The organism is Paenibacillus radicis (ex Xue et al. 2023) (genome assembly GCF_024722015.1).
Lineage (GTDB): Bacteria > Bacillota > Bacilli > Paenibacillales > NBRC-103111 > Paenibacillus_S.
In genome coordinates, this window is sequence record NZ_JANQBD010000022.1 from 136,959 (window position 1) to 149,428 (window position 12,470).

Annotated in this window: 11 protein-coding genes; 5 read left to right on the forward strand and 6 right to left on the reverse strand. The window is 46.3% G+C overall.

The window, feature by feature from the left end; all coding sequences use genetic code 11:
* Nucleotides 1-1,824: a sensor histidine kinase gene (locus NV381_RS26920; protein ID WP_258216393.1), complete on the reverse strand. Its 1,824-nt coding sequence runs from the start codon at nucleotides 1,822-1,824 to the stop codon at nucleotides 1-3.
* A gap of 242 nt (nucleotides 1,825-2,066) precedes the next feature.
* On the opposite strand from NV381_RS26920, the gene NV381_RS26925 reads away from it, so the two are divergent.
* The 4 genes from NV381_RS26925 (at nucleotide 2,067) to NV381_RS26940 (ending at nucleotide 7,724) form a co-directional block, all read left to right on the forward strand.
* Entirely contained in the window at nucleotides 2,067-4,112 is a 2,046-nt protein-coding gene (locus tag NV381_RS26925) for a helix-turn-helix transcriptional regulator (RefSeq protein ID WP_258216394.1), read from the forward strand.
* Between the two features lie 159 nt (nucleotides 4,113-4,271).
* Nucleotides 4,272-4,967 (forward strand): copper amine oxidase N-terminal domain-containing protein, encoded by a 696-nt coding sequence (locus NV381_RS26930; protein WP_258216395.1) that lies wholly within the window; start codon nucleotides 4,272-4,274, stop codon nucleotides 4,965-4,967.
* Between the two features lie 173 nt (nucleotides 4,968-5,140).
* On the forward strand, nucleotides 5,141-5,269 hold the full coding sequence (locus tag NV381_RS26935) for a hypothetical protein (protein WP_258216396.1): 129 nt from the start codon (nucleotides 5,141-5,143) through the stop codon (nucleotides 5,267-5,269).
* Between the two features lie 256 nt (nucleotides 5,270-5,525).
* Nucleotides 5,526-7,724, forward strand: a complete 2,199-nt coding sequence (locus NV381_RS26940) for a PQQ-binding-like beta-propeller repeat protein (protein WP_258216397.1) — start codon at nucleotides 5,526-5,528, stop codon at nucleotides 7,722-7,724.
* Nucleotides 7,725-8,308: 584 nt separating this feature from the next.
* Here NV381_RS26940 and rlmH read toward each other — a convergent pair.
* The 3 genes from rlmH to NV381_RS26955 all read right to left on the reverse strand — a co-directional run bounded on the left by rlmH (nucleotide 8,309) and on the right by NV381_RS26955 (nucleotide 10,470).
* Nucleotides 8,309-8,788 (reverse strand): 23S rRNA (pseudouridine(1915)-N(3))-methyltransferase RlmH, encoded by a 480-nt coding sequence (gene rlmH / locus NV381_RS26945; protein ID WP_258216398.1) that lies wholly within the window; start codon nucleotides 8,786-8,788, stop codon nucleotides 8,309-8,311.
* 91 nt (nucleotides 8,789-8,879) lie between these two features.
* Nucleotides 8,880-9,047 (reverse strand): CxxH/CxxC protein, encoded by a 168-nt coding sequence (locus NV381_RS26950; RefSeq protein ID WP_258216399.1) that lies wholly within the window; start codon nucleotides 9,045-9,047, stop codon nucleotides 8,880-8,882.
* 193 nt (nucleotides 9,048-9,240) lie between these two features.
* Nucleotides 9,241-10,470 (reverse strand): S1C family serine protease, encoded by a 1,230-nt coding sequence (locus tag NV381_RS26955; RefSeq protein ID WP_258216400.1) that lies wholly within the window; start codon nucleotides 10,468-10,470, stop codon nucleotides 9,241-9,243.
* Nucleotides 10,471-10,621: 151 nt separating this feature from the next.
* On the opposite strand from NV381_RS26955, the gene NV381_RS26960 reads away from it, so the two are divergent.
* Nucleotides 10,622-10,843 carry a hypothetical protein gene (locus NV381_RS26960; protein ID WP_258216401.1) on the forward strand — a complete coding sequence of 74 codons (222 nt, stop codon included), beginning with the start codon at nucleotides 10,622-10,624 and terminating at the stop codon, nucleotides 10,841-10,843.
* Here the strand turns inward: NV381_RS26960 and NV381_RS26965 are convergent.
* Both NV381_RS26965 and yycI read right to left on the reverse strand, forming a co-directional pair.
* Nucleotides 10,812-11,615: an MBL fold metallo-hydrolase gene (locus NV381_RS26965; RefSeq protein ID WP_258216402.1), complete on the reverse strand. Its 804-nt coding sequence runs from the start codon at nucleotides 11,613-11,615 to the stop codon at nucleotides 10,812-10,814. The genes NV381_RS26960 and NV381_RS26965 overlap by 32 nt on opposite strands.
* 87 nt (nucleotides 11,616-11,702) lie before the next feature.
* A complete protein-coding gene (gene yycI / locus NV381_RS26970; protein WP_258216403.1) occupies nucleotides 11,703-12,443 on the reverse strand; it encodes a two-component system regulatory protein YycI in 741 nt (246 codons plus the stop codon).
* Nucleotides 12,444-12,470 lie beyond the last annotated feature (27 nt).

Here is a 12,470-nt window from a genome sequence, read left to right on the forward strand (position 1 = left end):
CTATGTCCCTCCATTTATAACTGGCAAATGAACTTCAATCCATGTACCCTTCTCGGTCGATTTCAAAATATGAATACCGTAAGGTTCGCCAAAGCTCAAACGCAAACGTTGGTGAACGTTCCATAAACCTACATTTCCCCATCGATTCTCCTCATCCTGATCTCTTCCCGGCAAATGATATTCGGTATCTTTTACCGACTGGAACGCCTGGTTCAACTTCTCCATGTCAGAGGATACCATTCCTCCCCCTCTATCAATAATAAATAGGTGGTATCCCAACGCAGTTCTTTCCCCCCTTAGAGCAACAAACTCAGGATAACGCTCATGCTTCTCGTAGGCATGTCGAAACACATTTTCAACAAGAGGCTGAAGGGTGAGGCGTAACGCTTGAACCTGACGCAGATCATCCCATGAGAATTGCATTTTAACGGTTAAAAACTCAAACCTCTCTTTTTGAATTTCAAAATAGGTTTGTATATGTTGCATTTCCTCATACAACGATAACCTTTCATCTCCACTTGTAATACTGTAACGAAACAAGGACGCAAGCGAAATAGCCATCCGACTGATCGGCATTACATTCTCCAAAATAGCATAAGAATTTATTACCTCTAAGGTGTTGTATAGAAAATGGGGATTGATTTGCGCCTGCATAGATTTCAGCATTATTTCCCGTTGTTTGATCATAAGCTCCTTTTCCCGTAATTCGGAAGCATGCACCTCATCGATCGATCTTTGCAGCTTTTCGACCATTTGATTGAAACTATCGTATAACTCGTTGAGTTCATCCTGTTTTCCCGGTGGAACGTGCGCCCGGACAAACATTTCCCCGCTTCCCGCCCTTTTCATCAGTCTTTTCAAGTTTGAAAGCGAATTCGTGAGACTGAGTGCAAATCCCCCGATAAAAAATAGCGAAACGAGGGTAACAGCTATCAAGATGAGTAACGTAATATTTCGTAGCGCAAACAAGTCTCCGGTCAATTCGGTAAGCGGAACCTCGGATACAAGTGTCCATTCCGTTAAAGGAGAATGTTCAAAAACGATCAGTTTTTTAACCCCTGAATCCTCTACAATCAGCGATCCTTGTTTCATTTTACGAATGTGTTCGTTATACCAGTCTGGTACGGCATCGCCGATTCGGCTAGGGTCAGGGTGAAGCACAACACTGCCTTCCCCATCCGCAATCCATGTAAAGCCCGTTTGACTCGAGCCGATCTTGCTAATAAACGCTGATATTACGTTTAAACGAAGATCGATGAGCATCAATCCCTTTGTGCTGTATGTATTAGTATCCGTAAATTTCCTGCTTATCGTTAAAATAGGAATCCCGTTTTCCCAATGGATATGATTGAATTTGATGTTTCGATCATCCCTTGGTTCAAGCTGAATCAAATCACGGTTTCCCCACCCTTCCATCGTGTCGGCTAGATTGGAAACGACTATACCGTTCTCGGAAATGATGGAGAGACCATAGACTTCTTTCTTTCCATAGATAACTTGATTAATGATCTGATTCTGAATTTGCGTTGTTATTGAAAACCTTTGATAAACCTCATCCGGGGTAATCTTCATAAAAGCTTCAATGAGTGGATGGGTAATGTAAGGAAGCGTGATTCGTTCCAAATCACCAAAATAATAAGTTAGATAGCTATTAGCCTGCTGGATGGATTTCTGTGCGGATGCGATAGCGTTTTCTTCGATCAACTGAGTCGACCGCTGATACCAAATGGAACCAAAAAGTATAAAGGGTAACAGGAAAAAAACCGTAAATATTAAAATCAGTTTAACGCGTATTGTTTTTATTTTGTACGTGGATAAGTTCATCTAGGCTCACTCCAACAATTCATCAATGGTCTACCGGCACGCAAACACACACACATTGTATCACACGCCGAAGATATTCATAATCGAAGACTTCCGCCTTCTCGATAAAACCGGGCAGGCCGAAACTTCGACCACAACCAAAAGAAACTACTTAAAAACAAACAATATGCATTATAATATAAATGATACTGAATGGATCGAACAACTCGCTATGATTAATTTGTTGAGAGGTGACATTTGCCATGCTGGAAGAGGTTCCTTATCGAAGGATAGTGAATAGAATTGATCCTATTGAACAGCATTATCTCGTAGGTAGAGACAAGGAAGTCAAGCTGTTTCTAGAAATGATAACAGCCGACAGCTCGGATGGGAAAATTCTTAATCTTTACGGAACCGGCGGAGTGGGGAAGAGTTATTTGTTGAATGAATTTCGTCGACTTTCAGAACAGGTTCATGTCGAATTCATCTTATTGGACAGTCGAGTATCTCCCAGGAGCCCCTCTGAATTCTGCCTGCATCTGTTACGCATGCTTCGTCATCCTGTTCAGAAAATAGAGCAAACTGTGGATTTAAGTCAATTAACAGAAACTTGTCTTGGCGTGGTTCTGGAAGCGGCAGCCCATAAAAAAGTGGTTCTTGCAGTGGATACATTCGAAGGAATTGGGGATATGGAACATTGGTTGCGCGATAAGTTCCTGGCTTATCTAAAACCGGAAATTATTGTTATTATTTCCGGTAGAATCCCATTACAGGGATTATGGCTTTCCTCGCCTGCATGGCGGCAGTTTATTCATCGGATGCCGCTTGCTGATCTGGATTATTATTCTGTCAAGCAATACTTGGAATTGTCGGGTATTGAGCAGGAAGAGATGATTCCACGCATATGGAGCCAAACAAAGGGGCATCCCTTGACCTTGGCGCTGCTTGTATCGACGACAATAGCCCAGAATGTTCAGCAAGCTGCTGTCGCGGATGGCAGTGGATTTTTTACATACATTGTTCAGAACTGGCTAACCGAGGTTCCTGGCCCTGAAATGCGTGCGTGGGTAGAGGCGGCAGCTGTCTTACGATATTTTAATCAAGAAATATTGAGTTATGTCATGGAGAAAGAGATAGCAACAGAAACGTTTCAGAGTCTAGTAGGACTCTCTTTTATACAGCGAGTGGGTCAAGGATGGCTGCTTCATGATTTATTGCGGGATGCGATCAGCTATGAATTGCGGCTGCGGATGCCGGATAGCTACAACAGACTCTGGAAACGATGCGTTCTATACTATTACGAAAGAATTAAAAAATCAGCACGAAAGAGATCAGTTGCCTGGGAGAATACGGAGTTGTTTTATTATATTGGAAATCGGTTGATTCAATCTGCCTTTTATCAGCAATCCGTATCCTACAGCTCGGAGCCGCTTAATTCCTCGAACAGGGCTGAGGCCGAACGGTACATCGAGAATCGTTATCTCTACGCGAAGGACGTACAAATCAAGCTTACAGACCCGGACACCAAAGATCAGTTAGTCTATATGATTACACGTGAATATAGCCTCTACGGGTTAAAGCATATTCATCTGGGGGAATTATACGATCTGGATCCGAATTCGGTAAAGCTGACACGAGACTCGCAAGGGACGGTTTGCGGCCTATCGGTTATTATCCCTATTAATGAGCATACAGTGGATTATTTACTATCCAAGCCGCTATCCTCAGCGTATTTCAACAGCTTGTCGGAATCCGAGCTTAAGGAACTGAGGGTTTCCAAACATTTGAGAGCAGGTTATTTTGTCAAGACGCTAGATGTCTACGACTCGTCCGATGTATCTATGCTTCAGTCCATGGGGTTCACTTTTATCACTCATATGCTGGATTGCGGCTACGTTGTAGCAGCCCCGCCGCCGTATCCCTTCGCTTCTTCCATTTTACAAAGCTTGGGGTGCGAAATGACAAAGGATGTGGTTCACTTTGATTATGATAATAAGATACCGACTCCGTTGTTCGTTATCGATACAAGAGGCAACAAGCTGCAGCAATACTTGGATAAAATGATCGATTCTTTTGGGATTCTGGAAGAAAAGAATGGAGAAGACGCGGCCCAATATCTTCTAACCCCTAAAGAAAAGGGTGTAATTGAGCTTATCGTTAAAGGCTGCTCCAACCTTGAAATTGCCGAGCTTCTATTTCTCAGAGAAACAACAGTAAAGAAGCATGTTAGTAACATCTTTAAAAAGCTTGACGTTAAAAAAAGAGTGCAGTTGATAAACAAATACCTGATCAACTCGAATAAGAACTAAGAAACAAGTCTCGACGGATATTCCGTTGGGACTTGTTTCATTTCATGGACCAGATTGAGATATTTCTACAACTTTACTACTTCTTTCGGACAATATGCAGCGATAATTCGCCGTGATACTATGAAGAGGCGTTGAACTTATTTTGTTAGGAGGAAGAAGATGAAACGAAAAAGCGTGGTGCTGCTGCTCCTCATAACAGCAGTGTTCTGCCTTGCAACAGGAGCATACGCTGCCAGCAATCTTACCGCCATTCAAGCATATTTAAACGGGGAGGTGAAGTTTCTCAAAGACGGCGAGAATTGGCGCCCGACGGACGATAACGGCAACGAGGTTTTACCGATTACTTACGAAGGAACAACCTATCTGCCTCTTCGTGTTGTCGCCAACGTTCTGAATATTCCTGTATCGTACAATGATGCGGAAAAAATGATTTCGCTTGGTGAGGGCAAAAATGTCTCCTTGTATAGTAAACAGATGAAAACGGAATATTCCGCGGCGAAATTTTTTGATGTAATTGACAAAAAGCAGCTCATTTTCGGTGGAAAGCAGTACAATGAAGCTTTTGCATTCTCAGCAAGCCCTGGCGAAAATTATAGCCTAAAAATCGACTTTGGCCAAAAATACAGCACCCTGCATCTCATAGTCGTTGCCAAAGCCACTATGAAAATGAAAGTATACAATGGGGCTAAGCAGCAGCTGTCTGATGAAATTAGTCTCGTGGAGGGTGAAGTTAAAGAAGTAAATGTTGATCTGAAGGGCAGCCAATATGCGGAAATACATCCCTATTATGGCTACAACTCAAATTTAAGCGACTATCCTCTGCTTTATGTTCTGAAAGACAGCTTTGTGAAATGAGTAGAAGATTGTACCCCTTTTGATCATGCGGAATGCTGTGTTCCCTTGGTCAGTGGGGTTTTTTCATATCTCCGGTATCTATGGCCTGTTTCACAGCACAGACAGCATAGGGTGATAGAAGAAGGATTTTGGAATGCTCATGACAATTCAAATCGAAAGAGGAGGGGGGCTAAATGGGTGCAGCCAAAAAACCGCTTATACTGTTTTTTGCATTTATTTTGTTTTTGTGCACCATTTTGCCGCTTCCGCGTACGTATGCAGAAGTCCATATTAATCGTTTCGTTATCAGTTGGTTTAGTTGATTAAATATTACGCAGCACATTAACTTCTATAAACTTGAAGCGCATTGGAAACGATCCATCCTTTAGGATAGATCTGAAGGAGATTAGAGTTAACGTTCTTTGAAATCAGTGATATGGAAATTCATGCTCGAATCGATGCGAGAGATAACATGCAGGATACGTACCGATGCAATGGGCATTTAACGCTATTTTCGTGCTGCGTCTAGGGAGAAAAATCCGTTCCGCAGGTCAAATTTGAATAGAAAGGAACTTTTCTATGAAGAACAAGAAATCAGTTCATGCTTTGCTCTCTTTTGTTTTGCTGCTGGCCGGTCTGTTTCCATACCATTCCGCAACGGCGATTGCTGTTGATTTAAACACAGGAATTAATTTGAACCTGGATAGTAAGGTAAATCCGGATATTTACAAGTCCTTTATTTACAAAAGCTCAAACGGCGTGAAAAGATGGGAGTTTGCAACAGGAGGAAGGATAGAATCCACACCGGCGATCGGCGCAGACGGCACCGTCTATGTGGGATCTGACGATTACAAGCTCTATGCGATCATGCCGGACGGCACGAAAAAACCAACGAAGAAATGGGAGTTCGTAACAGGAGGCAAAGTGCACTCCTCTCCAACGATTGGTGCAGACGGTACCATCTATGTCGGATCCTCGGATGAGAAGCTCTATGCAATCAAGCCGGACGGCACGAAGAAATGGGAGTTCGTAACAGGAGGCATTGTGTCCTCCTCTCCAACGATCGGTGCAGACGGTACCATTTATATCGGTTCTGGTACTGCAAATAAGTTGTATGCGATCATGCCGGACGGCACGAAGAAATGGGAGTTTGTAACAGGAGGGTCTACATTCTCCACACCGGCGATCGGTGCAGACGGCACCATCTATGTCGGTGGAGGCAAGTGGCTGTATGCGATCATGCCGGACGGAACACAAAAATGGCATTTTGCAATGGGAGGCGATGTGCATTTTGCATTGGGAAGCGATGTCAACACCTCCACGGTGGCGATCGGTGCAGACGGTACCATCTATATTGGTAATCTTGACAGTAAGCTATATGCGATCAAGCCGGACGGCACGAAAAAATGGGAATTCGCAACAAGAGACTTTATCGTCTCCAAACCGGCGATCGGCGCAGACGGCACCATCTATGTCGGTTCTGTTGACAAGAAGCTGTATGCGATCAAGCCAGACGGCACGAAAAAGTGGGAATATTTGACTGGAAGTTATGTTGTATCCTCCCCGGCGGTCGGCGCAGACGGCATCATCTATGTCGGTTCTGATGACAGGAAGCTGTATGCGATCAATCCGAACGGCACGAAAAAATGGGGGTTCGAAATGGGGGCAATCCCAACGGAAGGAATGTTCAGATCTTCTCCGACAATCGGCCCCGACGGAGCCGTATATATAGGATCATGGGACAAAAATATTTACGCTGTCGGAGCGGTATTCGTAAGCGGGGTAAGCCTTAATAAAATCGAACTCACATTGAAAACCGGACAAAGCGAGACACTGCAGGCGATAGTTAAGCCTGACGACGCTACATTTAAAGACATAGAGTGGTCCAGCAGCAACGACCGCATCGCCGCGGTGGACAATAAAGGTAAAGTGACTGGCATCTCGCCGGGTAAGACTTCCATAACGGCAACTGCAGAGAGCGGAGGATACTACAAACAAAGCGTTGTGACCGTAATCGAAGCGAACAATGCGCCTGCGCCGGGCAATGCGCCCGCACCCGGCAATGCGCCCGCACCGGGCAATGCGCCTGCACCGGGCAATGCGCCCGCACCCGGCAATGCTCCTGCACCCGGCAATGCTCCTGCACCCGGCAATGCTCCTGCGCCCGGCAATGCTCCTGCACCCGGCAATGCTCCTGCACCCGGCAATGCTGCCGCCCCTGGAGATATGCCTGTCCCGAACGTCCAACTGTCGGACATCGACGGACACTGGATGAAAGAAAATATTGTCCAGGCGGTGAGCAAGGGAATCGTGGAAGGCTATCCCGACGGCACCTTCAAACCGGATCGCAGCGTTACACGCGCCGAGTTTGCCGTACTGCTGACGAACGCGCTGAAGCCTTCCGGCAAAGGCACAGCGCTAACCTTCGAGGACAAGGATACGATCGGTGCGTGGGCACTTGAGCAGATCGCACAGTGCGTAGAACTCGGCATCATCAATGGCTATCCCGACGGCACATTTCGGCCAAACAAGACGATCGATCACTCCGAGATGATCACCATGGTCGTTCGAGCGGCGAACTTGCCGATCACGGACGATGTAGTGTCAGGGTTTCTGGATAACGCGGATATTCCGGATTATGCGAAAAGCAATGCCGCTTCAGCCGAACGGAACGGCATCCTCGGCTACATCATCGACAATAAGTTCAAGCCAGACGAATTGTCGACCCGCGCCGAGTCGGTAACCTCCATAATGAACATGCTGAAAGTAAAAAAGTGAATTTTGAAGCGCTTCTTTCTTTAGAATGGATCTGAATACATTATGAAAGTGATTGAAGATGAATTTTAAGAATAAGAGAATGGTTATGATTGTAGTATTTGTTGCCGCAATTATTGCCAGCTCTTCTGGAACCGCTTATGCGGCGGTCAATTTGGAGCCGATCAACGCTTGTTTAACCGGGGTGTATCGTTTGTTTTGAAAGGAGATTTATGGCAGCCCAAAGACGAATCCGGAAAACGGTTGTAGTGCAAAGCTTTGGTTCATGATAACCTAAATTGATATGAAGTCATGAGATGGAGTAACTTACATGTATTTAAATGGAAGCAATATGAATCAGCGATCATTTTACTAACGGTGAGATGGTATTTAAACCTGAATTACGAAAGCCCATAGTAATGGGATTGTGAAAAGAGAACAAGCCAAAATGATTGGAATTAAATGGGTGATGTGGAAGATAAAATGGTTAAGATAGCCCCCTCAAATTTCAACAATTATCTGGCGTTACTCCTTCATACAAAACATCCATGGTTTCTCATCCGCTTCCCAGCAAGAAAGCATAGACTTTCCCAGAGAGAATTTAGCCGTTATTTATGATATGGTTCCCCGCGCATGATCTTAAACGCGCGGTAAACCTGCTCCACCAGCACCAGCCGCATTAGCTGGTGCGGCAAAGTCATGCGCCCGAATGAGAGCTTCAGCTCGGCGCGCGCCAACACCGCGGGGGCTAAGCCTAGCGAGCCCCCGATCACAAAGGCCACGTGGCTGCGCCCGTACGTGGCCAGGCCCTCCACATGCCGCGCGAGCTCGTCGCTCGATAGCGGCTTGCCGTCAAGAGCGAGCGCCACGACGTAGGCGTCGCTCTTGATCTGCGCGAGGATGCGTTCGCCCTCGCGCTGCTTTACGAGCGCCTCCTCCGCGGCGCTCATGGATTCCGGTGCCCGCTCATCGGGCACCTCAACGATATGCACCTTGGCATAAGGCCCAAGGCGCTTCACATATTCGGCTATCCCCTGCACGAGATACGCCTCCTTCAACTTCCCTACCCCAACAATCTGAATATGCATCGCATAGCTCCACCTTTCTTCAACCAACACTCTATCTAGTTCCCAACCAAACAAAAAGAAGGCCAACGTACGGCCCTCTCTGTTCTTCCTTCTACACTACCAAGAATCTTGCCCGCTCCAAGCAGCGTTCACAATGAGCCGGCGGCTCCCATGCGGAGAAACGCACTTCCTCCAAATCAACAATATCCGGTGCATCCTCGTATTCATCAACAAACTGATCAATGGCTAGCTCTAGATGATCCTTGCAAACAACATGCATAACTTGACCCCACTCCACTTTAAACTCTATTTATGATCCTTCAACCTTACAATTCTGTATTCACAAGCGCTTATCTGCGTACTCTATTTATCTACCAAGCCTGCCTATCATTTTGCAACTTGTATCTAGCAGTCGCGCATATTTCTGATCCATACTCACAATCTTGTTCTCTTTTGGTACTAAAAATTTGCTTCTACCGATCTTTTAACTCTGCTGTAGTTAAGGTTACCGTAGCCTTTTTTCCGCCGCGGTAATAGGTGACGACGATTTTATCGCCTATTTTCTTCTGGCTGTATATATATTTGCGGAGCTCCATCGTACTATTAACCGGCTTACTGTCCAGCTCCACAATGACATCATTCGTTTTTAAGCCTGCTTCCTTGGCCGGCCCTGTCACATCAAGAACAATAATACCAGTTTTCACATTAGTGGGCAGCTTTAATACTTCCGTTCCCGTAAAAGATTGTAAATCTTGTGTTACAACGCCCAAATACGGCCTTTTAATTTTATGGTCAGTGATCAAGCCCTCAATAATTTGCTTCACCGAATTAATAGGAATGGCAAAGCCAAGTCCTTCCACCCCCATATCGGCCACCTTCAGCGTGTTGATGCCCACTACTTTGCCTTCGAGATTGACCAGTGCTCCACCACTGTTTCCTTGATTGATAGCCGCATCCGTCTGGATAACCTCCATCTCCCAATCAAAATCGCCCTGCTGACCTAATGAAACGGGAATTACCCGTTTGGGCCAGCTGATGATGCCTTTGGTGACGGTTGGGGCGTAGCCTAGTCCAAGCGGATTGCCCACAGCAATCGCCGTCTCACCGGCCTTCAGAGTGTCCGAATCCCCAAACTCAGCCAACACCTTAATCCCGGCGCCATCGACCTCCAGAACGGCCAAATCGGTCATTTGATCACGTCCTACCAATGTAGCCTTCTTCCGCTCTCCAGTCGTTGTAACGACGTCTAGCTGGCCAAAGCCCTCCACTACATGGTTATTCGTGACAATGCGAATTTTATCTCCAACCTTTTGAAACATAACACCCGAACCCAGGCCCATGGAGCCGCCTCGCGCATTTTCCTTCTCGCCTTCCTTATGAGAGCCGATAATGCTGATTACCGTGGGTCCTACCTTTTCGGCGGCACGAACCACTGAATCGCTGCTAAGCTGCTGTGCATCAGGCTTAATACCGGGGGCGCCTGCACTTGCAGATGAGGCTGCCAATGACATACCAGCATTACCGGACCCGCCCGTGCCAAACATCACCACTAAGCCTAGCGTAACCACTGCGCCTCCCAAGGCTGGCAGCAGCCATCCGGGCAGCTGTCCTCTAATCCCTTGTCCTATCCGGCTTCCCCCAGCCGACCATTCCATTTTGCGGGATACTTTTGTGGAATAAAAATCATCATCGAACAGACTCATCGTCTCCGCTCCCTTTCCCGCCCCGTCAGGCAGAGCCCTTTGCCACTAGCAATCTCAAAAACTTTTAAAACAAACAGGAATGTTTTATCCACTAAAAGACTAGAATAAGAGTATAGAATCCACTTCCGAAAGCCGAAAGGATGACCCTATCATGAATCATAACCGCATTTCCAACCATTTGGAGCAAGTAGATTTAATCGCCAAGCTGGCCGACCTGAAAAACGCCCATTACCAGAACTCGCTGCTGGTGAGTGCTCTAATCGAGCTGCTGGTGGAGAAGGAAATCATCACCGCTCAAGATATCGCTTCAATGTCTGCTCAATTGGACGCTTCCTTCTCGCCTACTCCTCATCCAGCCGATCCCACTCTGTAGCACGGTCATAGTATGTATCCATAAGTTTAGCCCGATGATCATCAGCCGAGAGACGATCCTCTACCATATTATTCACGGTCAGTCTGGCCAAATCCATTAAATTATGATCACGGCTCAAATGAGCCAAATATACCCGCTTCGTCCTGGATGTCATTACATCACATAGCCCGATACCTGCCGCTTCATTCGATAAATGGCCCAAGTCACTTAGAATCCGGCGTTTAATGTTCCACGGATACTTGCCCATACGGAGCATCTCAATATCATGGTTCGATTCCAGGACAAGTACATCGCTATCGCGGATTTGCTCCTTAACCTTGGAGCTCATATAACCGAGGTCGGTTGCTAAGCTCAGCTTTTGATCGCCTTCATAGAAACAATAGCCGACCGGCTCCGCAGCATCATGCGAAATTCCGTAAGATTCAACTCGCAGCTCGCCAAAATTCCGGAAGTCACCGGTATCCATCACACAGCGCTTGTCCTCAGCGATCTCACCAATCTGCTTATCCAGCGCAGCCCACGTCTTCTCATTAGCGTAGACAGGCAGATCGTACTTCCGAGCCATCGCTCCGAGCCCTTTTATATGATCGGCATGCTCATGTGTCACCAGAATAGCATCCAGCTCCGAGGCCGACATATCCTTTTCCTTCAACAGCTGGTCTACTTTCTTGGCACTCAATCCGGCATCAATCAGCACCTTGCTCTCTGCTGTCGCCACCACCATTGCGTTCCCCGTAGACCCGCTGGCCAAAACACTGAATCGAATTCCCATCCGTATAACTCCCATCTGACCTTGGGATCTGCCCAACAAGCGATATTTACGAAAATCAGCTCGTCAGACAGCCCCTGGTAATGCAGCTTACTTTTTATTTTTCTGAGGAGGCTCTACGGCCCCGTTCAGCGCATGTACATAATAAATATCGCCATTGCCTAATGCAACCCGCCAATACGGCACCATAAACCTTGTTTGGGTATTGTAATCTTGTCCATGATACCCCAGCTTGATGCTGCTGACTACCGTTCCACTCGGAAAATAAGTTTCAATTAAGCTTCTCAAAACCGTATAAGGCGATATTACCTTTTGCTCCTTTTGGTCTCCTTCTGATGTAACCTCGACATACTCTTGACGGTACGCTGCAACCATCCCATTTTGCTCAATGAGCTCGAGCTTCACCTCAAACATCGGAAGTGACCGATACAGCTGGTGAAACACATAGGTACCGTTCGTACTCAGCACTGGATCATATTGATAATTTTCCATATAAGGAATAGACGCTTTTACCGCCGCATCCTTCGTTGATCCTTTGCTCATCAGCGGACTGTATTTAAAGGGAGCATCCAACGTAATTTGCTTATCCGATTTCATCTTTTCGTCAAAACGCACTTCAATCTCCTGCAAGCGGGGTACTTCCTTAGGCATTTCAGCTGACACTTGAATGTTTTTGCTTTTGAGCAGCCTTTGAATTTCCTCAGTAGCACTGGCTGTGTTGGCGTCAAATTCCAGAAGATCCGAGCGGGTTGTCCATAACTGGAAGCCCAGCACTAAATTTAGCAATAAGAACGACAGAATCAAGATCGTTTTGGCTCGCCCCCAATCCATAGGCAACCCTCCCTTCCTTCTGATCCC

Bases quoted from the DNA above. Each gene is read 5' to 3' on its own strand.
- NV381_RS26955 (WP_258216400.1), bottom strand. From the start codon at position 10,470: ATGAGTCTGTTCGATGATGATTTTTATTCCACAAAAGTATCCCGCAAA.
- NV381_RS26960 (WP_258216401.1), top strand. From the start codon at position 10,622: ATGAATCATAACCGCATTTCCAACCATTTGGAGCAAGTAGATTTAATC.
- rlmH (WP_258216398.1), bottom strand. From the start codon at position 8,788: ATGCATATTCAGATTGTTGGGGTAGGGAAGTTGAAGGAGGCGTATCTC.
- NV381_RS26935 (WP_258216396.1), top strand. From the start codon at position 5,141: ATGGGTGCAGCCAAAAAACCGCTTATACTGTTTTTTGCATTTATTTTG.
- NV381_RS26930 (WP_258216395.1), top strand. From the start codon at position 4,272: ATGAAACGAAAAAGCGTGGTGCTGCTGCTCCTCATAACAGCAGTGTTC.
- NV381_RS26925 (WP_258216394.1), top strand. From the start codon at position 2,067: ATGCTGGAAGAGGTTCCTTATCGAAGGATAGTGAATAGAATTGATCCT.
- NV381_RS26965 (WP_258216402.1), bottom strand. From the start codon at position 11,615: ATGGGAATTCGATTCAGTGTTTTGGCCAGCGGGTCTACGGGGAACGCA.
- yycI (WP_258216403.1), bottom strand. From the start codon at position 12,443: ATGGATTGGGGGCGAGCCAAAACGATCTTGATTCTGTCGTTCTTATTG.
- NV381_RS26950 (WP_258216399.1), bottom strand. From the start codon at position 9,047: ATGCATGTTGTTTGCAAGGATCATCTAGAGCTAGCCATTGATCAGTTT.
- NV381_RS26920 (WP_258216393.1), bottom strand. From the start codon at position 1,824: ATGAACTTATCCACGTACAAAATAAAAACAATACGCGTTAAACTGATT.
- NV381_RS26940 (WP_258216397.1), top strand. From the start codon at position 5,526: ATGAAGAACAAGAAATCAGTTCATGCTTTGCTCTCTTTTGTTTTGCTG.